13 protein-coding genes and 1 pseudogene are annotated in these 21,475 nt (G+C 68.5%); 11 read left to right on the top strand and 3 right to left on the bottom strand.

Annotated features, from left to right (window positions below; all coding sequences use genetic code 11):
* Positions 1-118: 118 nt before the first annotated feature.
* Complete coding sequence (locus tag E1182_RS18075; RefSeq protein ID WP_132266773.1) at positions 119-400, top strand: iron-sulfur cluster assembly accessory protein; 282 nt, start codon at positions 119-121, stop codon at positions 398-400.
* A gap of 18 nt (positions 401-418) precedes the next feature.
* On the opposite strand, the gene E1182_RS18070 is transcribed toward E1182_RS18075, so the two are convergent.
* Entirely contained in the window at positions 419-1,489 is a 1,071-nt protein-coding gene (locus tag E1182_RS18070; RefSeq protein WP_207921433.1) for a beta family protein, read from the bottom strand.
* A gap of 348 nt (positions 1,490-1,837) precedes the next feature.
* Here E1182_RS18070 and E1182_RS18065 point away from each other — a divergent pair, with 348 nt between their 5' ends.
* Complete coding sequence (locus E1182_RS18065; protein WP_132266771.1) at positions 1,838-2,230, top strand: cupin domain-containing protein; 393 nt, start codon at positions 1,838-1,840, stop codon at positions 2,228-2,230.
* 104 nt (positions 2,231-2,334) lie between these two features.
* Here E1182_RS18065 and E1182_RS18060 read toward each other — a convergent pair whose 3' ends face one another.
* Positions 2,335-3,372 carry a DNA polymerase ligase N-terminal domain-containing protein gene (locus tag E1182_RS18060; RefSeq protein WP_132266769.1) on the bottom strand — a complete coding sequence of 346 codons (1,038 nt, stop codon included), beginning with the start codon at positions 3,370-3,372 and terminating at the stop codon, positions 2,335-2,337.
* A 78-nt stretch (positions 3,373-3,450) separates the two neighbouring features.
* Between E1182_RS18060 and E1182_RS18055 the strand changes: the two genes are divergently transcribed.
* The 7 genes and pseudogenes from E1182_RS18055 to E1182_RS18035 all read left to right on the top strand — a co-directional run bounded on the left by E1182_RS18055 (position 3,451) and on the right by E1182_RS18035 (position 16,871).
* Entirely contained in the window at positions 3,451-4,233 is a 783-nt protein-coding gene (locus E1182_RS18055; protein ID WP_132266767.1) for an aldo/keto reductase, read from the top strand.
* A gap of 265 nt (positions 4,234-4,498) precedes the next feature.
* Positions 4,499-4,837, top strand: a complete 339-nt coding sequence (locus E1182_RS32295; protein ID WP_243706280.1) for a hypothetical protein — start codon at positions 4,499-4,501, stop codon at positions 4,835-4,837.
* Between the two features lie 42 nt (positions 4,838-4,879).
* A pseudogene (locus E1182_RS32740) lies at positions 4,880-4,972 on the top strand (hypothetical protein); the annotation flags it as partial.
* A 12-nt stretch (positions 4,973-4,984) separates the two neighbouring features.
* Complete coding sequence (locus E1182_RS18050) at positions 4,985-6,073, top strand: hypothetical protein (RefSeq protein ID WP_243706279.1); 1,089 nt, start codon at positions 4,985-4,987, stop codon at positions 6,071-6,073.
* 92 nt (positions 6,074-6,165) lie between these two features.
* The gene (locus E1182_RS18045; protein ID WP_207921434.1) at positions 6,166-9,651 is read left to right on the top strand and encodes a LamG domain-containing protein; all 3,486 of its coding nucleotides are present in this window, start codon (positions 6,166-6,168) and stop codon (positions 9,649-9,651) included.
* Between the two features lie 81 nt (positions 9,652-9,732).
* Entirely contained in the window at positions 9,733-16,524 is a 6,792-nt protein-coding gene (locus E1182_RS18040; RefSeq protein ID WP_132266763.1) for a polymorphic toxin-type HINT domain-containing protein, read from the top strand.
* Positions 16,524-16,871 carry a hypothetical protein gene (locus E1182_RS18035; RefSeq protein ID WP_132266760.1) on the top strand — a complete coding sequence of 116 codons (348 nt, stop codon included), beginning with the start codon at positions 16,524-16,526 and terminating at the stop codon, positions 16,869-16,871. The genes E1182_RS18040 and E1182_RS18035 overlap by 1 nt, the downstream gene beginning before the upstream one ends.
* Positions 16,872-16,982: 111 nt before the next feature.
* Here E1182_RS18035 and E1182_RS18030 read toward each other — a convergent pair whose 3' ends face one another.
* Positions 16,983-18,137 carry a cellulose binding domain-containing protein gene (locus tag E1182_RS18030; RefSeq protein WP_132266758.1) on the bottom strand — a complete coding sequence of 385 codons (1,155 nt, stop codon included), beginning with the start codon at positions 18,135-18,137 and terminating at the stop codon, positions 16,983-16,985.
* Positions 18,138-18,341: 204 nt separating this feature from the next.
* Between E1182_RS18030 and E1182_RS18025 the strand changes: the two genes are divergently transcribed.
* Positions 18,342-19,451: an FAD-dependent monooxygenase gene (locus E1182_RS18025; protein ID WP_132266756.1), complete on the top strand. Its 1,110-nt coding sequence runs from the start codon at positions 18,342-18,344 to the stop codon at positions 19,449-19,451.
* Between the two features lie 131 nt (positions 19,452-19,582).
* Positions 19,583-21,334, top strand: coding sequence for a cytochrome c oxidase subunit I (ctaD, locus tag E1182_RS18020; RefSeq protein ID WP_132266754.1), 1,752 nt, complete (start codon positions 19,583-19,585; stop codon positions 21,332-21,334).
* Positions 21,335-21,475: the final 141 nt, after the last annotated feature.

Genomic DNA, 21,475 nt, shown 5'->3' with positions numbered 1-21,475 from the left:
GGGTAGGGGCGGCCAGGGGTGTGCCCCGATTCGTCAGGGCGACGGCAGTTCGCCGTCCGACGCGCGCCACCCGATCGTCGTGCGCGCTGCCCATTCCGAAACCACGAGGAGTCTCCTCATGCTCACCATGACCGACAACGCCGTGCTGGTCATCCGCGACCTCGCCGCCCAGCAGGACGTCCTGACCGACGGCGGGCTGCGCATCGCCGCAGACACCGAGGCCGGCTCGCTCATCGTCGAGTTGGTGCCCGAGCCCGAACAGGGCGATCAGGTCGTCGACAACCAGGGAGCGCGGATCTTCCTCGACCCGGACGCCGCGGAACTGCTCAACGACACGTCGGTCGACGCATCCGTCGACGACGAGGGCGTCGTGCAGTTCGGCTTCACCGAGAAGGAGTGACCCGACCGGCCCGGGGCTTCACCACCCCGGGCCGGTCGCCCGCCCGCGCTCCTCGGCGGCGGGCCACCGGCGCGGCCGGCGTCCGCTCACCGGCCCGGCCAGCGCCGCCAGCACGTACGCCACGTGGTGCGAGGTGCTCCACGCCGTCCAGTTGGCCGGCGACCCGGCGCCGGCGACCCGGCGAGCCCGCCGGAGCAGCTCGTGGTCGCCCCAGGAGAAGCCCGCGCCGGCCGCCGGCCAGTGCGGCGCGGACACCAGCGTGCGACACAGGTCGGCGAACCGCTCGTCGCCGCGCCCGCCGCGTCGCGACCACCGGTACACCCACCAGACCCCGTCCGCCGTGTAGCGGACCGTCGGCAGCCGGTCTGCGGCCCCGTCGTCGCCGGGGGTTGCCGGCGTGACGCCGTAGTCGCCGTACCCGACCCCGAGATCGGCCAGCCGCTGCCAGAGCTGCCAGTCCCAGCGGTCGAGGCGTACCGGCTCGTCGGTGGGGAGCCGGTGCAGCGTGGGTGGCATGCCGCCGGCCGCCACGGTCACCGTCCGCCAGGCGTGCCGACGTGACCACTGCACCAGTCGGCGTATCCGGGGTTCGGCGGCCCGCAGTTCGGCCGGGCAACAGACGTCTCCGGCGTCGACGAGCAGGTCGCACTGCTCCGGGACGAGCCGGGCGAGCCGCCAGATCCGTTCCGCCGCCGCCGTGGCGGCGTCCGGACCGGACCGGTCGTGCCCGGCCCGCAGCCGAATCACCGCGCGCCGGGCGTACGCCTGCGCCGTCACCCCGTGCGCCACCAGCCGGCGGTCACTGTCCGCGAGCCCGATGGCCGGCACCACCGGTACGCCCCAGCGGACCAGCTCGGCCTCCGCAACGTCCGGCAGGGCGGAGACGTCGACCGCCGGGACCAGCCCGGCCGGCAACCGTCCGAGCAGGTCGAGCAGGGAACCGTCGACTGTGGAGACGATGAGGACCGGGGCGAGCCGTGCAGCTGCGGCGCTGTCAACGTGAGCCAGCGCCTCCAGCTCGCCCCGTCGGCTGGCGAGCAGGGGGCGGTAGACCGGTTCCGCCACCCGGCCCCCGTGGGCGGGCACCATACTTCAATCTACCGGGACATCGGCCCTCGTCGCAGGCCCTCTTCCCGGGTGGAAACCGGGGGTGTGGGTACGGGACGTCCTGAGAAACGGCCACCATGGCCGGACGGCGCGGCAGACGAGCGCACGGCGGCGCCCGACCCGCAGGTCGTCGCGTCGCCGCGCTCCGGCCGTCTCCCGCCATCGCAGCCATCCGGCGGTACGCCGGCGGGGACCTGGCTCGACCGGTCGCTGTCGCGCCGGTCGGGTGGTCGATGCCCGTTCTGCCGGAGGTCAAACCTCGCCCGGGCGGGAATTCCACCATCTGCCCGTCACGGCTTGACCCGCCGCCCGGCCGGGTATGAGCGTGTCATGGAGCATTTCACGATCGCGACTGTCGCCCAGAAGAGTCCGGACTTCCGGCGGGTGTTGTGGACCGGTGAGAAGACCCAGTTGGTGATCATGACCATTCCGCCGGGCGGCGAGATCGGTGAGGAGGTCCATGACGGGATCGACCAGATCCTCACCTTCGTCAGCGGCACCGGCGAGGCCCGGGTCGCCGGCGAGACCAGGGAGGTCGCCCAGGGTGACCTGGTGGTCGTACCGGCCGGGACGAAGCACAACTTCGTCAACACCGGGCCGAACCCGCTGGTTCTCTACACCGTCTACGGGCCGCCGGAGCACGCCGACCAGGTGGTGCACCGGACCAAGGAGGAGGCCGAGGCGGCTGAGGCCGCCGGCGAGGACGAGCCACCAACCTCCTGACCCCTGCCCGGCCCGTGGCCGGTCCGGAGCCGCCCGTGTCCTGTCCGGTCTCGACCGGCCTGGACCGGGCACCCGCGGTCGCCCCGGGGAGAGAATCTTGCGCGTCAGTCGATGCTCAGCCAGCGCCGGCTGCGCCGCCCCGGCTCGTAGACCGAATCCAGCCGCTTCGCCACCACGCCGGGTAGCCCCTGCGCTCGCGCGGTGTCCAGCGCTTCGGCACCGGCTCCGGCGAACCACGGCGGCGTCTGCCAGTGCGCTCCGGCCAGCGCCAACCCGTCCAACAGTTCCCGGCGCTGCGCGTACGGCACGTCGAGGCTGACCACCCCCTCCAGCCAGAGCAGGTCGAAGACCAGGAACTGGGCGTCCGGGGTGGCCCGCCCGGAGCGCACCGGCCGGACCCGGCCCCGGGTGTCGATCCGCACCAGCACCCCGTCCAGCACGGCCTCCGTGGGTGCCAGCGCCTCGGCCATCCCGCGCAACCACGGGTACGCCCCGGTCACCTCCTCGTCGGTCTCCGACAGCAGCCGCAGCCGGCCTCCCGAGACGTACGCCATCGCGCGTACCCCGTCCCAGCGCAGTTCGTACCCCCAGGCGTCGGCGTCGCGGGGAAGCCGCGCGGCCCGCGTCGGGTGCATCGGCCGGACCAGCTCCGGCATGGGGCTCCAGCCCGGTGGCGGCGGGTCGGTACGGCGGACCATCCAGTCGCGTCCGTCCCGGCCGCCGGTGGCGAAGAGCACGTACCGGCCGTTGGTCCGTTCCCCGTCGAGGACCACGACCACCTCGTCGTCGCGCCACTTCTCGCAGCGGTAGGTGCCCCGGTCGTGGATGGTCATCGTCCCGCCGCCGTACTCGCCGGCCGGGATCTCGCCGTGGAAGTCGAGGTATTCCATCGGATGGTCCTCGGTGTGCACGGCCAGGTGGTTGCGCCCGGTGTCCCGGGGCAGGCCGCGTGGCACCGCCCAGGAGGCGAGCACCCCGTCCCGCTCCAGCCGCAGGTCCCAGTGCAGTGAGCGGGCATGATGCTGCTGGATCACGAACCGCGCCGCGCCGGCCCCCGCCCGGCGGCGCGGCCGACGCGGCACCGGCTCCGGCGTACGGGCCGCGTTCCGCCGACGCCGGTACTCCTCCAGCCGGTCAGCCACACCCGTATTCTCCGGCAATCCGCCCCGGTCCGCCGGTTGCCCGACATGTGCCCGACCCGGAGGGGGTACAACTGCGGTATGGGTCACGAGCAGCGCAATGTCCTGCTTCCTGGCGATGTCCGGATGCCGTTGCTCGGCTTCGGCACCTGGCAGGTCACCGGCAAGGCCGGGTACGACGCCGTGCTGGCCGCCCTCGACGCCGGTTACCGACACATCGACACCGCCACCATGTACGGCAACGAGGCGGAGGTCGGCCGGGCGGTCCGGGACAGCGGGCTGCGCCGGGAGGACGTCTTCATCACCACCAAGCTGCCGCCGCGGCGGGTGGGCCGGGAACGGGAGACCATCGAGGCGAGCCTGCGCGCGCTGGACATGGCGTACGTCGACCTGTGGCTGATCCACTGGCCGCCGTCCGCCCCGGCGAACAGCATCCCGGCCTGGCGACAGCTGCTCGCCGCCCGGGACGAGGGCCTCGCGCGCGCGGTCGGGGTGAGCAACTACCGCACCGCCCAGATCGACGAGCTGATCCAGGCCACCGGGGAGACCCCGGCGGTCAACCAGATCCGCTGGGGTCCCTTCCTGTACGACCGGCGGCGGCACGCCGAACACCGGGACCGGGGTGTCGTGTTGGAGGGCTACAGCCCTTTCAACACCACCGACCTCGCCGATCCGGTGCTGACCCGGATCGCCGCCGCGCACGGCGTGTCGCCGGCCCAGGTGGTGCTGCGCTGGCACATCGACCACGGGATCGTGGTCATTCCGAAGTCGGTGACGCCGCAACGGATCCGGGCGAACGCCGATATCTGGGGTTTCTCGCTGACCGCCGAGGAGATGCGCGACATCGACGCGCTGGCCCGCTGACACCTCGGTGCTGTTATCTCCGCCGAAGCGATCGGTCCGGCCTCGGCCGCTGCTGACCAGGCAATATTTCGTCTAGTGACGAGGGCTACCGAAAAACGCCGATATCGGCCTTTATCCTTACTGTTTGTAATCAAGCTTGTGCGGAGAGCTTTGTCCTCCTTGCAGTCCTCGATGCACAGATAACTGCACACTTCACGGGGGAGGATCAGTGGCACGTCGGAAGACTGCCACCGTCCGTTCATGTCTTACGGCAGGCGTTGTCGTCATGACGGCGGTAGTACTGCTCGGCATTTCCGGCGATCCGGCGGCGCACCTCGCGGCGGCCCCGGACGACGTCACCGGTGGCGTCGAGAACAAATCGGACAAGGCGGTGCCCCTGCGCATGGCGCGGGAAGCCGGCAAGCCGGTCCAGGTCGCGACGACAACGTCGCTCCTCGCGGACTGCACTGACGAAGCCGAGAGCGACTTCAACGGCGACGGTGTAACTGACGTCGCGATCGCCGATCCCGAGGCGACCGTCAACGGCCAGGCGAAGGCAGGCCTCGTGCGGGTCAGCTACGGAGGCACCGGCACCGTGAAGACCCTGCACGAGGGGATCGACTAGGTTGGCGGCGCACCGGGCGCAGGCGATGGCTTCGGCACCTTAATCTCCGCCTACGACGCCAACAACGACGGCTGCACCGACCTCGCGGTCGGCATCCCCTACCAGGACGTCTCCGGCAAAGCCGACGCGGGCGCGGTCCACCTGCTGTTGGGCTCGCCCGCTGGCCTGGCACAGGGACCGGCCTCGCTGATCTACCACCAGGACGCCACCAACGTGCCGGACGCCGTCGAGGGAGGGGACTGGTTCGGTTACTCGGTCGCCGGCAGCCGGACCGGTACCGGACAGCCGTACCTGGTCATCGGCGTCCCAGGTGAGGACATCGGCACAGGCGAGGACACCGGTCTCGTGCACTACCTGCGAGGAACCATCAACGTGGCGATGAACCAGGGTGCCGGCATGCCTGGATCCCCCGAGCGGGACGACAGGACCGGGTTCTCAGTCGCCGCATCGACCCATCACTGGGCAGTCGGCTCTCCCGGCGAGGCGATCGGGAGCGAGGCCTTCGCAGGTGCGGTCAACGTCTTCAGGCACACCCTGACCAACAATCTGCCGACCATCGCAGCCGGGCTGACGCAGGACGAGCCGAACGTCTCCGATGTCGCCAAGGCCAACGACGGCTTCGGGAAGTCAATCGCCATCGCCCCGATCCAGCCGCCGCGTACCGGTCCCTGGCCGACGGACTCGCTGGTGGTCGTCGGTGTGCCCGGTGAGGACATCACCGTCGCGGCGACCAACACAACGGCACCCGACGCGGGCATGGTGCAGCGGTTCCACGTCAAGTCCACGAACACCTTCACCGAGCTGCCGGCCATCACCTTGGCCCCGGAGGACGGCGACTACCTCGGAGAGAAGGTCGTGGTGGTGAACACCGCCGAGGGCAGCAACGCCACCATGATCATCGCCGTCGGTGTGCCTGGTGAGGACGTCGGGGACAAGGCGGACGTCGGCCAGGTGCAGGTGTTCAACGCCTTGACCAACCCGATCGGCACGCCGGTCACCAGTGAGCGCAACGGGTCCAGCCTGCCGGGCAGCATGCGGGCACAGGAGATCGTTGGCACGTCGCTCGGCGTTACGTCCCAGCGCCTTCTGGTCGGTACGCCCTACGGCAACGACGAGGTTCACGCGTTCGCCTGGTCCGCCCTGGCCGCCGGAAACACGGCCCCGGCGCAGAGCTGGATACCCGGGGTGAATGGCATTCCGGCTGACCACAGCACCTTCGGGGCGGCGGTCAGCTGATGATTCGCAGGAAGTCACACAGTTCAGCGGGGGAGGACCTGAGGGTGGCCCGTCGTACGAGGAAGCGAGGCCGGCTCTTCACACTCGGCCTCATTGTGGGCTTGGCCGGTTTGCTGTCTGCCACGGCGTACGTGGCCGCACCGGCGCCGGCGACCGCGCCGGCCGCCGCACTGGAGGAGAGCCCGGTCCGGGACACCGAGGCGGAGGCGCTACTGGCAGCCAAGGCGCTGAACCAGCCGGTCGAAGTGCTGGCGGAACGAAGCGAATACCGGGACGTATTCGCTCAGCCGGACGGCACCCTGATCGCGAACGAGCACAACCAGGCGGTTCGGGTGCTCCGGAACGACGGCTGGGTGCCGGCGGACGCGACGCTCGTCGCCCAGCCGGACGGGACGTACAGGCCTACCGCGGCGCTGCTCGACATGCGGCTGTCGGCCGGCGGCACCACCCCGCTGATGGTCGCCGAGCGCGACTCGCGGGTCATGACGCTCACCTGGCCCGGTCCGCTGCCGACTCCCACAGTCAACGGGGACAAACTCGTCTACCCGGAGGTCTTCCGGGACGTCGATCTGGTGGCGATCGCGACGGTCGAGGGCTTCTCACACGTCCTGGTGCTCAAGACCCCGGAGGCGGCAAACCTGCCAGAGCTGCAGAACCTCCGGCTCGGTGTCACCGGTGAGGGGCTCACCATCGAGGAGACCGAGGACGGGGGCATTGTTGCCCTCGACCCGGCGACCGGAAACCCGGTAATGGAGGCCGATGCCCCGACGATGTGGGACAGCGGTAGCCAGGAGGGCGGCGAGGCGATCGGTCTGCGCGAGCGTGCGAGGACCAGCACCAGCGGCGTCGAGGACCCGAACGGCGCCTCCGCCCGGGGACCGGGGGAGACGTCCCGGGTTGCTCCGGTGGGCCTGGCCTACTCCCGTGGGACGCTGCGCCTGACTCCGGACGCCGTCATGCTCGCCGATCCGAAAACCACCTATCCCGTCTATGTGGACCCGGTGTGGCAGGGCAGCACCAACAGCGCCTGGGCGATGGTCGACAGCGGTTACCCGTCGGAGGAGTACTGGAAGTTCGACGGCAAGCGGCACGAGCGCATCGGCCTCTGCCCGAACTCCTGCAACAGCTCCAAGGTCAAGCGCCTCTTCTACCGGCTCGCCACACCGTACGCGGGCAAGACGATCCTGGAGGCCACGTTCCGGGTCACGTTGCAGCACGTCTACAACACCACGGCGCGGGCGGCGGCGCTTTACCTCATGCCCGGGCCGATCGCCACCTCAACCAACTGGAGCAACCAGCCCGGCGGATCGAGTTGGTCGAGCGCGACGCACCTCGACACCAACTCGCCGACCAGGGTCCAGTCGAGCTGTACGGCCACCAACCAGAACACCGAGTGGAACGCCAAGGCGGCCGTACAACAGGCCGTGGCCAGAGGATGGAGCAGCATCACCCTCGGGCTGAAGTCCGTTAACGAGGGCGACTCCACACACACCAAGCGGTTCTGCGACAACGCGGTACTCTCGGTGCGCTACAACCGGGCGCCCCTGATTCCCAACCAGTCCGAGCTGCTGCTGTCGCCGGGCGGGGTGTGCGCCTACGGCAGCGCCGCACCGCTGACCTCGGAGGTGCCGCGCCTCGACGCCACCCTGCGAGATCCCGACCACTCGTCTTCCCACACCGAACAGGTTCGGGCCGAGTTCCGGGTGACCTACACGCCGAAGGGCAGTTCGACGCCGACGGTCCTCCAGGTGATGACAGGGTTCAAGGCCAGCGGCTCGCGGTTCAGCTACGCGGTGCCCAAGACGATCCCCCAGAACGTCACGATCTCCTGGGATGTTCGCGGTGGCGACGGCGTGAGCTGGGGCCCGTGGAGTTCCGACGGATCCCGCAACGTCTGCCAGTTCGTCTACGACGCGACCAGTCCCAAGGTGCCGGACGTCGACTCGCCCGAGTATCTTCCCGACGACAGCACGGACCGGACTCCGGAGTGCATCGACAGCGCCGACTGGCTAGGCTCGCTCGGCGTCCAAGGCTCGTTCACCTTCACCCCGGCGGACACCGACGTCGTCGAATACGAGTACACCTTCAACGACGAGCCGTCCGTGCGGGTGAAGCCGACCACCGCCGGCACCCCCGTCACGGTCAGGTGGGCCCCGAGGAAGGAGGGAGCCAACAACCTTTTCGTCAAGGCCATCGACGCCGCGAAACGGGCCAGCGCACCTGCCACCTGCACCTTCAGGGTGGGTAAGCGGCCCCCGGTGGCCCAGTGGCCGATGGCGGACGCTGCCGGCGAGCCGCGGGCGAACGATGTCCGGGGTTCGCACGACGCGACTGTTGGCAGCGGTGTCAGCTTCGCCACCACCAACAACTTCGGCGAATGGGACCGCGCCGCCATCTTCGACGGCACCTCGAACGCCTACATGGTCACCGACACCTCCGTCCTGGCGAACACCTCGCAGAGCTTCGCCATCACCGGCTGGTTTCGGGTGGACGACGTCAACCGCCGCCAGGTGGCCGTGAGCCAGGACGGTACGGGTGAGCCCGGTTTCAGTCTCGGCGTCGACCAGGGGAAGTGGTTCTTCCGCATGCCGACGAGTGATGTCATCAACCTCGGTGAGTGGAAGGTGACGGCGGGCGGGGTGACAACCAGTTGGACCTTCGTCACGGCGATCTTCGACGGCCCGAACAGGAAGATCTCCCTCCAAGTAGGCGACAACCCCGTTGTCGAGGGTGAACGGCGCTCCTTGACCCGGGCCCGGGGTGCCCTCCAGCTCGGCCGACAGAGACACTCCGGCGGTTACTCGGATTTCTGGAAGGGCGGCATGGCGGACGTGTCCGTGTTCGACCGGCCGATCGTGACCGAGGACTCGACCGGGCTGCAGAAGCAGCTACTGGTACGCAAGGCCTACTGGCAGCTCAACGAGGAGACTGCGGGCCAGAGCCCGGGGGTGGGCAACAGCCCGTCGTTGACCTTGAGCCAGCAAAGCCTGCTTGTCAGGACGCCGACCCCGATCGGGCGGATGGTGGGCACGGGCTACGTCAGGCTGAAGGGGCAGTCGGACCACTACGCCCAGTCGACCAGCGCTCTAATCGATCCCACGGGCAGCTTCACTCTCACCGCCCGGGTGCGGCTCACCAGCAGCTCCCAGAACCACGCCATGACCGCGTTCTCCATCAAGGGCCCGAACAACAGCGCTGTCATCGTCCGCGCCAACAGCCAGGGCAAGTGGGAACTGGCCGCCACGACCGACGACACCGCAGGTGCGGTCTTCGTGGCTCAGTCGACGGACCAGACGCCCCGCACGGTGGGCGTGGGCGACCACCTTGCGCTGGTCTACGACGGGTACACCCGTCAGCTCACCCTCTGGGTCGACGGGGTGTCCACGGAACTGGAGCCGTTGACCGTTCCGTTCAGGCCGACCTCGATGTCGAGTATCCAGCTCGGCCGGTCGTTCCAGGGCGCGACCGCTGGCGAGCACCTGTCCGGAAACATCGACGAGGTTCGCGTGTACAACGGGGTCGCGGACAAGGTGAAAATCGACAAGCTCCGCCTGATCGGCGAGGCTCCCGCCATCTGACTGACAGGTATCGGGGCCGTCCTCGGAGGACGGCCCCGACGCCTCCTGCCTTACTTCCGAAACCGACCCCGGGGAGGGTGGATGTTCTCCCGACTCATGGTCGCGTCCGGCGCGTTGCAGCGCCGTGTGGTGCGACCGGTGTCCTGGGCAATGGCCGGCGTGATGAGTGCGACTCTCATTCAGGTGGCCGCCGCCCCCGTCTCGGCTGCCGCCGAGCGCAGTCGTCCCGTAGCCACCGACACAAGTAAGACATTGCCCGACCGCGCCCCGCTCGGTGTCAAACCGCGCAAGGGAAACCCGGCGGCGGACGCCGCCACGACGACACCAGCCAAGGCGACCTGGCCTGCGGCGGGGGCCGCGGAGATCACCGTACCCACCGCACCAGCAGCTGCGGCACGGGTGGGCACAAGGGCCCCCGCGCCGGCCGCTGCCACCGGCAAGGCAGGCGGCCTCACCGTGTCGGTGGCCGCCGTCGCCGCTCCCAACGGGAAGGCCGGGGCCAGGGCGGCGGCGCCGCAGCCAGCCCCGGGCAGGATCCGAGCCGAGGTGCTCGATCGTCAGGCCTCGGAGCGGGCCAGGTTCGACGGTCCGCTGGTGCGGGTCAACCGCGCCGACGGTCAGCAGGGCGCTGCCGACATCCAACTCGGCATCGGCTATGAGGGCCTGGCCGGCCTGTACGGCGGGGACTTCGGCTCTCGCCTGACGTTGGTCAAGCTGCCCGAGTGCGCCCTCACCACGCCCGACCGGCCCGGGTGCGCGCCGGAGCGGGTGCCGACCGTGAACAACGGCGAGGGCAGGACTGTCTCGGCGAAGGTGAGTGTGGCGGGGACGGGAACCACCTTCGCGCTGGCCGCCAGCGAGGCATCCTCGCAGGGCGACTACGGCGCCAGCAAGCTCGCGCCGTCGTCGAAGTGGTCGGTGGCCCCGTCCACCGGTGGCTTCTCCTGGAGTTACCCGCTGCGCACGCCACCCGTGCCGGGTGGCGGTGCCCCGGGCATCAGCCTGTCCTACTCCTCGCAGTCGGTCGACGGCCGGACCGCGACCACCAACAACCAGGGCTCCTGGATCGGCGAGGGGTTCAACTACGAGCCGGGCCACATCGAGCGCCGGTACAAGTCCTGCGCCGACGACGGTCACGACCAGTACGTCGACCAGTGCTGGGCTTACGACAACGCCACCATCGTGCTCAACGGCAAGTCGACGGAACTGGTTGACCTCGGAAAAAACAGGTGGAAGTTCGCCGACGACGACGGCTCGAAGGTCGAGCGCCTCGGAGGGGCGGACAACGACGACAATGACGGTGAGCACTGGCGGGTCACCACCACCGACGGCACCGAGTACTACTTCGGTTTGAACAAACTGCCAGGCTGGACCACCGGCAAGGAGCGGACGAACTCGACCTGGACCGTTCCGGTCTTCGGTGACGACAAGGACGAGCCGTGCGAGAAGACCACCTTCCTCGACTCGTTCTGTGACCAGGCGTGGCGGTGGAGCCTCGACTATGTCAAGGACCGCTACGGCAACGTCAGCTCGTACTATTACGAGCGGGAAACCAACCACTACGCCCGGAGCAAGCGCACCGACATCGACGGGGTGCCCTACCACCGGGGCGGCTACCTCAAGCGGATCGACTACGGGCAGCGGCACAACGCCGTCTACACCACCAGCGCGCCCGCCCGGGTGACCTTCGAGGTGAAGGAGCGATGCCTGCCAGGCGGCAACGTCGACTGCGACCCGCAGGACCTGAAGACCGAGACGGCGTCGTACTGGCCGGATGTGCCGTTCGACCGCAACTGCAACGAGAAGACCAAGTGCAAGCTCGACCAGATCATGCCGACCTTCTGGACGCGGGCCCGGTTGACCCGCATCACCACCGAGATCCGCGAGGGCAGCGGCTGGACGTCGGTCGACAACTGGAAGCTCGATCACCTGCTCACCGACAACGGTGACGGCTCCCGCACCCTCTGGCTCCACAAGATCACCCACACCGGCATGTACGGACCGGGCGCGGACATCGCCATGCCTTCCGTGGTGCTCGGCGGCTTGCAACTGCCGAACCGTGTCGACAGCCCCAATGACAACATCAGCCCCCTGGTCCGGTTCCGTCTCGCCACGGTCTGGACCGACACCGGCGGGCAGATCGACGTCAACTATGCCACCCCGGACTGCACCGCTGGCGCGTTGCCGACGGAGGGCAACAGCACCAAGCGCTGCTATCCGGTGAAGTGGAACCCGTTCGGTAGCGGCGACCCGATCACGGACTGGTTCTTCAAGTACGTGGTCTCCGCCGTTATTGAAACCGACCGGACCGGTGGCGCACCGGACATGGTCACCAAGTACGAGTACCCCCCCGACGGCGCCGCCTGGCGGCACGCGGACCCCGATGGGATCTCCGACCCGAAGGACCTCACCTGGAGCGAGTGGCGTGGCTACGGCAAGGTGATCGTCACCGTCGGTGACGGCAACAGGCAGACCACGAAGACCGAGTACCGCTACCTGCGCGGCATGCACGGTGACAAGAAGCCGGGTGGCGGGACCCGGGTCGAAACCGTGAAGGACGCCAGCGGCGTCGAACACACCGACCACGACCAGTTCTCCGGGCACCAGCTGGAAAGCACGGTCTACGACGGCCAGGCAGTCGTCAGCCGGACCATCGCCACGCCGTGGCGGCACAACACCGCCACCAAGACATACGACTGGGGCAGCAGGTCGGCGTGGTTCACCAACACGTCGTCGACCCGCAGTTTCGTCGCCCTGGCCGGCGGCAAGATGCGGGAAACCAAGAACGTCTCCACCTTCGAGACCACCTTCGGCCGGGTTACTCACAAAGAGAACCTGGGCGACGTCGACGTCCCCGGTGACGAGGCCTGCACGCGCACCACATATGCCGACAACCCCGACCTCCACCTGTACAGCCTGGTCGCCCGGGCGGAGTCGGTCTCGGTGAAGTGCGCGGACACGCCGGACCGGAAGACCCAGGTCATCTCCGACACCCGGACGCTCTACGACGGCAAGGACTTCGGTGCGGTGCCGACGTTCGGCAACCCCACCCGTTCCGAGCGGCTCAAGAGCCACGACGGCCAGACGCCCACCTACATCACGGCCGCCTCCGGCACCTTCGACTCGTTCGGTCGGCCGGAGTCAGCGACCGACGCGATGGGCAAGACCACCACCACCGACTACACCGAGACGAACGGTCTGACCACGAAGGTGGTCGAGAAGAACCCGCTCGACTACATCACCACCACCGAGTATGCCCCGGCCTGGGGTAGCCCGGTGCGACAGACCGACCCGAACAATCTGGTCAGCAAGCTGGAGTACGACGCGCTCGGTCGGCTGAGCAAGGTGTGGATGCCGGACCGGACGGGGGCTGCGGGACTCGATCCGAGCATCAGGTACACGTACCTGATCCGCACCGACAAGCCCGTCGCGGTCAAGACCGAGAAGCGGCAGCGGGACGGCAGCTACAGCGTCGAGTACAAGCTGCACGACGGCCTGCTGCGTCCGCGTCAGGTGCAGACCGAGGGGCCGGACGGCACCCGGATGATCGCCGACACCATGTACACCCCGACCGGCAAGCTCGACCGGACGTACGCGACCTACAACGCCGCGGGTGCGCCGAGGGACACCATCTTCCCTGCCACCACCGGTGAGGTCGAGGGCCAGACGTTCTACGTCTACGACGGCGCTGACCGGGTCAAGGCGGAGATCTTCTCCGTCGCGGGGAACGAGAAGTGGCGAACCACCACCACCTACGGCGGCGACCGTGTCTCGGTCGACCCACCAGAGGGCGGCACGCCCACCACGACCATCTCCAACGCGCTTGGCCAGACCGTCCAACTGTTGCAGTACAAGGGCGCCGGCCCCTCCGGCGACCATGTCACGACGGAGTACACCTACACCTCCGCCGGTCAACTGGCCACGGTGAAGGACCCGGTGGGCAACGTCTGGAAGCACGAGTACGACCAGCTCGGCCGCAAGGTCAAGTCGATCGACCCGGACGCGGGCACCTCGACGATCACCTACGACAACCTGGATCGGGTCACCAGCACCACCAACGGGCTGAACCAGACGATCAGCACCACCTACGACGCGATCGGCCGGACGACCGCCACCTACAAGGGCGCGGCCGAGACGGGTGTGCTGCTCAGCAGTTGGACCTACGACCTGGAGATGCTCGGCCAGCTCTCCTCGACCAGCCGTTGGATCGACGGCCAGGAGTACGCCACCTACTACACCGCCTACGACGAGTTCTATCGACCGCACGCCACCTACTACCACGTGCCCCAGCACGCCGGTGCGGAACTCGCCGGTGAGTACACCTTCTCCACCGAATACAACACCGACGGCACCGTCGCCTCGGTCGGAATGTCGGCAGGAGGTGGCCTGCCCTTCGAGGCGATCGCCTACACCTACGACGGGTTGGAGCGGCTGACCGCCGCCGACGGTGACGCGCCGTACCTCACTGATGTCGACTACTCGAAGACCGGTGAGGTGATCCAGACCGAGTCGCCCTTGGGCGCCAACAAGGTCTGGTCGACGTACCAGTACGAACCGGGTTCGAAGCGGCTGACCGGCCTGCGGCTGGACCGCAGCGGTGCGCCGGTCATCGACATCGACGCTCGCTACACCTACGACCCGTCCGGCAACATCACCCGGATCGCCGACACGCCCACGGGCAACCGGGACGTGCAGTGCTTCACCTACGACTACCTGCGCCGGATGGACCAGGCATGGACGTCGGCGAGCACCGCGACCGACCCGTGCGCCGGTGGGCCGTCGGTGACCGGTGTCGGCGGGGTGGCGCCGTACCACCACGCCTACACCATTGACGACACCGGCAACCGCAAGACCGAGACGCAGTACGCAGCCGACGGCAGCAAGCTGATCCACCGGGCGTACACGTACCCGGATGCGGGTACGGCGCAGCCGCACACGCTGCGTCAGATGACCGAGAGTACGCCGCAGGGAGACCGTCTCTACTCCTACGAGTACGACGCCGCCGGCAACACCAAGCGGCGCACCAAGGTCGGGGAAGACCAGAACCTGATCTGGGACGCCGAAGGCAACCTGGAGTCGGTCACCGACGCCGCCGGCAAGGAGACGAGCTTCTTCTACGACGTCGACGGCTCGCGGATGCTCCGCAAGGAGCCGAACGCGACGACCCTCTACCTGCCGGGGATGGAGATCCGGCTCAACCACACCACCCGGGCCACCGACGCCACCCGTTACTACGGTCTGCCCGGTGGCGGCACGATCGTCCGCAAGCTCAACGGCCTGTTCTACGTCGCGTCCGACCACCACGGCACCGGCCAAGCGACCGTCGACGAGAACGGCGCGATCACGCACCGGAGGACCACCCCGTACGGCGAGAGCCGGGGCAACCCGCTCGCGCCGGGGCAGTGGCCGACGGAGAAGGGCTTCGTCAACGGCAACGTGGACTCGACCACGGGCCTGGTGAACATCGGGGCTCGCGAGTACGACATCGTCGCCGGCCGGTTCATTTCCGTCGACCCGATCATCGACAACGGCGATCCGCAGCAGATGAACGGGTACGCCTACGCCAACAACAACCCCATCTCGTTCTCCGACCCCGACGGCCTCAAGTCGTGCTCCGACGACGCCTGTGGTCCCGGTGCGGACTACGAGGACATGTACGGCAAGTACCACGACGTCAAGGGGCACAACGACGGATGTGGTGGCTGCTCGGGGGCGTACGACCCGGATGTGCCGACCAAAAACGCCTGGAACAACCCGCGCGCCAGTGAGGAGGACCGCCGCGCGGCGGCGGCTGCGGCTGCCGAGAAGGAGCGTCAGGCACGGATCGCCCGGGCCAAGCAGAAGATTCTCGACTCGGCCAAGGCCCTGGCGAAGGTGCTCGCGGACGAGTTGGGCATCACCGACGCGTTCAACTGCCTGACCAAGGGTGACATGGATGGCTGCCTGGCCACCGCGGGCAACATCGCCGCCGCCATGCTTGGCGGTGTCCTCGGCAAACTGGCCGCCAGATACGGCGCTCCATGGAAGTGGGAAAAAGCCGCCAACCTGGCTACTCGCGTCAAGGGCCTCCTGGGCGACCTCATCGACGGCGTTAAGGCCTATCTGAACCCTTGTGGCAAGCACAGCTTCGCGCCAGGGACCTTGGTGCTGCTTGCCGACGGGTCGGTCCGTCCCATCGAGGAAATACGTCCGGGTGACCAGGTCGTCGCTGCGGATCCACAGAGTGGCAAGTCCGGGCCGCAGACAGTGGTCGCTACGCACATCAATGTCGACTTGGAGTTGACCGACCTGACCCTGTCGGTCGGTGGTCGCACTGTCGCCCTGAAAACCACGGAAAACCACCCGGTGTGGAGCCGTGACCGGCATGACTGGGTGCATGCTGGCGAACTTCGCGTCGGCGAAAACTTGCTCACTGCTGACAAATCTCTTGTCACGGTTGCCGCTGTGCGGTCGTACAGTGCGTCCAAGGTTATGCACGACCTCACGGTGGACGCCCTCCATACATACTTCGTCATGGCGGGTGCCGCTTCCGTCCTGGTGCATAACTGTGGACCTGGCGGGGACAGCATAGCCCTCTACAGAAATGTAGATGCCGCAGAGTTCGATGACATCGCCAACACGGGCCAGTTTCGTGCTGGCGAAGGGAACATGGAGGGTAAGTGGTTCGCGACAGAGGAAGGGCATGCTGACGTATGGGGCGAGAGGCTGAATGGGGGGCAAGGCGTCACGGTGACAACCCGAGTGCCTAAGTCCACCGCCGAAAGGCTTCATCATCACCCAGACAAGCTTGACGGTATCGGTCCGGGTTACTATGCAGACGCCGACGGTCTCGACCTAATCAACCGTACCTGCGATGGAATTAGGGTATGCTGATGCTTGCAGAGATTGAGAACCCGCTTGCCTCTGCGGTCCTGACCTGGATCCCAGCAGATAATGGAGGCCGCCGGTCTGGTCCGCCTACCGCCCCGGTCTATTCCGCCACTGCCGCATTCCGGCTGGGTGATGATACTCAACCAGGGTGGCCTGCGGTAGCGGATCAAGTAAGCATCTTGCTTCAGCGGATGTCACAACTGCCGACCGAAACAGAGAACGTCAAAGTTGGCTTCCTGTTCCCTGAGTTGGCTGCACCATTCGTTAAACCCGGCGCCGAGTTCGTGGTGCTTGAGGGGCCAAAGGTGGTCGCTACGGGGGTAATCAAAGAGGTATTCAACTGGGTCTAAATGTATAGGCTTGGTCGGCCTCGGCCTCGGCTTTGGCGCGAGTTTGTTTAGCTCGTAGCGCAAAGGGGCGTGACCCTAATGGTCACGCCCCTTTTGCTTGCGTGATCGTCGTCAGGTGCGCGAGCAGGGCACCCCGTTGAGCGTGAAGCTGGTCGGTGACGCGTACGGCCCGCTCAGCGTCCCCTGGTAGCCGAAGCTGGCCGTACCGCGAGGCGCGATCGTGGCGTTGTGCCCGACGTTGCGGGCGGTCACGTTCTGCCCGCTCTGGCTGACCGTGGCGTTCCACGCGTTGGTGACCCGCTGCCCCGACGGCAGGGTGTAGGCCAGCGTCCAGCCGTTGATCGTGCTGGTGCCGGTGTTGGTGATCCGCACCTCGGCGGTGAAGCCGGTGCCCCACGAGTTCGGCGTGTACGTCACCGCGCATCCGGTGCCGCCCGGCGGCGGGCTGGACGGCGGGGGCGTGGACGGCGGCGGAGTGGACGGCGGGGGCGTGATCGGGCCGCCGCCGCCGTTGACGCTGGCCGAGAAGGAGTTGACAGCCAGCCCCACGCCACCCTGCCACGGCTCGAAGCCGGCCTGGATGCTGGTCAGGTACCAGCTGTTGGTGATCGCGCCCCGGTCGCGGGTGTCCCTGATGAACGCCAGCAGGTTGAGGTTGGCGCTGGAGATCGCCGACGACGTCAGGAGGTACGAGATGACGTTGTTGGACCCGTTGCTGCCGCGCCAGACCTGCCAGGTCCGCCCGTCGATGGTGGCGTTGCCGACCGGCGAGCCGATGGGCTGGATGGAGCCCTGTCGGTTGAGCCAGATCATGATCTCCATCTGGTTCACCCCGTCGCGCTTCGGCGAGGGGTCGAGCCAGATGTCGTACGAGGCGTTGTAGGTGGCCCCGCTGACGTACCGGTAGTTGATGCTGCTGGTGGCGGTGCTGATCCGGTCCACCTGCATCGGCAGGTTGGTGCCGGGGGAGCAGTTGGTGTAGTGGCAGCCCACGAAGACCGACGGGTACGACACCGGTGCGCCGTTGGTCGGCGCGGAGCCCTGCTGGGTGGTGATCTCGAAGCCGGTGCCGGTGACGTTGATGCACTGCTGGGCGGTGGTGCCCCAGCGGTTGTTCTGCACCACGTACCGGTTCTGGATGACGGTGGAGCCGTACTGCTCGCAGATCTGGGTGTCGGCGGAGGCCGTGCCGCCGTGCGCGACGGCGACCAGCGCGCCGGCGACCAGCAGGCCGGCCGCGGCTAGCGCGCGGAGTGGACGTCTCATGATGCTCCTCGGGCTGTGGCGCGGGGGCGCCGGGCGGGGGGGACGGGATCGCGGGAGCGCTCCCATAGTTCGACACATTTACATCTCTGCAACAAGACCGCAACCGGATGCGGCCAGGGGCGACCGGGTCTACCGCGCGCCGATCGCGCGGAGTAGTGTCTTGCCTCCAACGCGTGCCGAACCCCTCCGGAGGCGTACACCACCATGGGTGGCAGCTCCCCCCTGCGCATCCTCGTCGTCGGCGCGGGCATCGCCGGCCTGGCCGTGGCCCGGGCGTTGCGCCTGGCCGGCTTCCGCCCGGACGTCACCGAGAAGTTGCCTCCGAACGAGTTCGTCGACGCCGGCCTCTACCTTCCCGGCAACGCCGCGCGGGCGCTGCGCCGGCTGGACCTCGACGGCCCGGTCCGCCCGTTCGGCCAGGTCATCCACCGGCAGCGTTTCCTCGACGCGGCCGGCGAACCGCTCTGTGAGGTGGATCTCGACGCGCTCTGGGCCGGGGTCGGCGAGTGCCGCGCGCTGCCCCGCCGCGACCTTTACCAGGTGCTGCTCAGCGGCGCGGGAGGTGCCGTCCGGCACGGCGCCGAGCTCAGCGCCGTCGAACTGCTGCCCGCCGGCGTCGGGGTCACCTTCACCGACGGCACCGGCGGCGAGTACGACCTGGTCATCGGCGCCGACGGGCCGCGCTCGGCGGTCCGCTCCCTGGCCGCGCTCGGCGGCCCGCCCCAGCCGGCCGGGCAGGTGGTCTACCGCGCCGTGGTCCGGGACGGCCCGGAGGTCGCCGACTGGACGGCCCTGCTCGGCCAGCGCGCCGGCTTCCTCGTCGTGCCGATCGGCGCCGGGCGACTGCACGTGTACGCCGACGAGGCCGGCACCAAGCCTCCCGCCGACCCGCTGGCCCGGCTGCACGAACTCTTCGGCTCCTACGGCGGCCCGGTTCCGGCGGTGCTGGAGGCGCTCGACCGGGTGCAGGTGGGGCTCACCGACGAGGTCGAGCTGGGGCGCTGGTACCGGGGTCGGGTGCTGCTGGTCGGCGACGCCGCGCACGCCACCGCGCCCACGCTGAGCCAGGGCGCGGCGATGGCGCTGGAGGACGCGGTGGTGCTCGCCGAGTCGCTGACCGCGGCCGGCAGCGTCGAGGCGGCGCTGGTCGCGTACGAGAGTCGTCGCCGGCCGCGTACCCGATGGGTGCGGGACCGGACCCGGGACCGCAACCGGACCCGGGACGTGCCGCCGGCGCTACGCGACCCGCTGCTGCGCGGACGCGGCGGTCGGATCTTCCGCGAGCACTACCGGTTGCTTCTCGGCCCGCTGTGAGGGCAGCCCACCATACTGCCCGACGACCCCCGGCGGCGCTGCCACCTGCCGGGGACTATCCTCCTTGCGGATGACGGCTCGCAGCTGACAGGTGCGCGCCGAGCGGGACAACCGAGAACCGGAGGCCATTCGTGACCACCGTCGCACCCAAGCCGGTCGTGACCCGGCCATGGCCGGTCCGAGAGCCGGTCAAGGGGTCGGCCATCGCGCGGCTGCTGCGCTCCACGGACGCGAAGCAGATCGGGATCATGTACATGGTCACCGCGTTCGTGTTCTTCATGATCGGTGGCCTGATGGCGCTGATCATGCGGGCCGAGCTGGCGCGGCCGGGGATGCAGTTCCTGTCGCCGGAGCAGTACAACCAGCTGTTCACCATGCACGGCACGATCATGTTGCTGTTCTTCGCGACGCCGATCGTGTTCGCGTTCGCGAACTACGTGGTGCCGCTGCAGATCGGTGCGCCCGACGTCTCGTTCCCCCGGCTGAACGCGTTCGCCTACTGGCTGTACCTGTTCGGCGGCACCATGGCGACGGCCGGTTTCCTCACCCCGGGTGGCGCGGCGGACTTCGGTTGGACCGCCTACACCCCGCTGAGCAGCGTCGAGCACTCGCCCGGCGTGGGCGCGAACATGTGGGTCGTCGGGCTGGCCGTCTCCGGCCTGGGCACCATCCTCGGCGCGGTCAACCTGATCACCACGATCCTGACCCTGCGCGCCCCCGGCATGACCATGTTCCGGATGCCGATCTTCACCTGGAACATGCTGGTCACCAGCCTCCTGGCGATCCTGGTCTTCCCGCTGCTCGCCGCGGCGCTCTTCGCGCTCGCCGCGGACCGGCTGCTCGGTGCTCACGTGTACGACCCGGCCACCGGCGGGCCGATGCTCTGGCAGCACCTGTTCTGGTTCTTCGGCCACCCCGAGGTCTACATCATCGCGCTGCCGTTCTTCGGCATCATCACCGAGATCATCCCGGTCTTCTCCCGCAAGCCGATCTTCGGTTACAAGGGCCTGGTCGGCGCCACCATCGCCATCGCCGCCCTGTCGATGAGCGTGTGGGCGCACCACATGTTCGCCACCGGCCAGGTGCTGCTGCCGTTCTTCAGCTTCCTGAGCTACCTGATCGCCGTGCCGACCGGCATGAAGTTCTTCAACTGGATCGGCACCATGTGGCGGGGGCAGATCACCTTCGAGACGCCGATGCTCTTCGCGGTCGGCTTCCTGGTGACCTTCCTCTTCGGCGGTCTCACCGGTGTGCTGCTGGCCAGCCCGCCGCTCGATTTCCACCTGCACGACAACTACTTCGTGGTGGCGCACTTCCACTACGTGCTCTTCGGCACCATCGTGTTCGCCGTCTTCGCCGGCATCTACTTCTGGTTCCCGAAGATGTTCGGCCGGATGCTCGACGAACGACTGGGCAAGATCCACTTCTGGCTCACGATGATCGGCTTCCACACCACGTTCCTGGTGCAGCACTGGCTGGGCGCCGAGGGCATGCCGCGTCGGTACGCCGACTACCAGCCCGTCGACGGCTTCACCACGCTGAACATGATCTCCACGGTCGGCGCGTTCATCACCGGCGTCTCGACCCTGCCGTTCATCTGGAACTGCTGGAAGTCGTACAAGACCGGCCCGATCGTCGAGGTCGAGGACCCGTGGGGCCACGGCAACTCGCTGGAGTGGGCGACCAGCTGCCCGCCGCCGCTGCGCAACTTCGACCGGATGCCGCGGATCCGCTCCGAGCGGCCGGCCTTCGACTACAAGTTCCCGGAACTGGCCGCCGGCCAGACCCTGGCCGGCCCGCCCGAGGGCGGCGCCAAGCCGCTGACCAGCGAGTCCGACGGTGGCGCCAGCTACCAGGAGGACACCAGCGCCGGACAGCGCTGACACTGACTGCGCACCACGGCCGCCGTACCCGAGGGGTACGGCGGCCGTTCGCCGTTCCTGCCGGTCCCGAAGCGACGGCACCACCGCAAACCGCGTCCGGCACGCGAGGCGCCCGCGGGGTGCGCGGGGTGCGTGGGGCGG

This window comes from Micromonospora sp. KC721 (assembly GCF_004348355.1).
GTDB lineage: Bacteria > Actinomycetota > Actinomycetes > Mycobacteriales > Micromonosporaceae > Micromonospora.
Note: the sequence above shows the minus strand (reverse complement) of the source record. Positions and strands in the feature narration are given on the sequence as shown.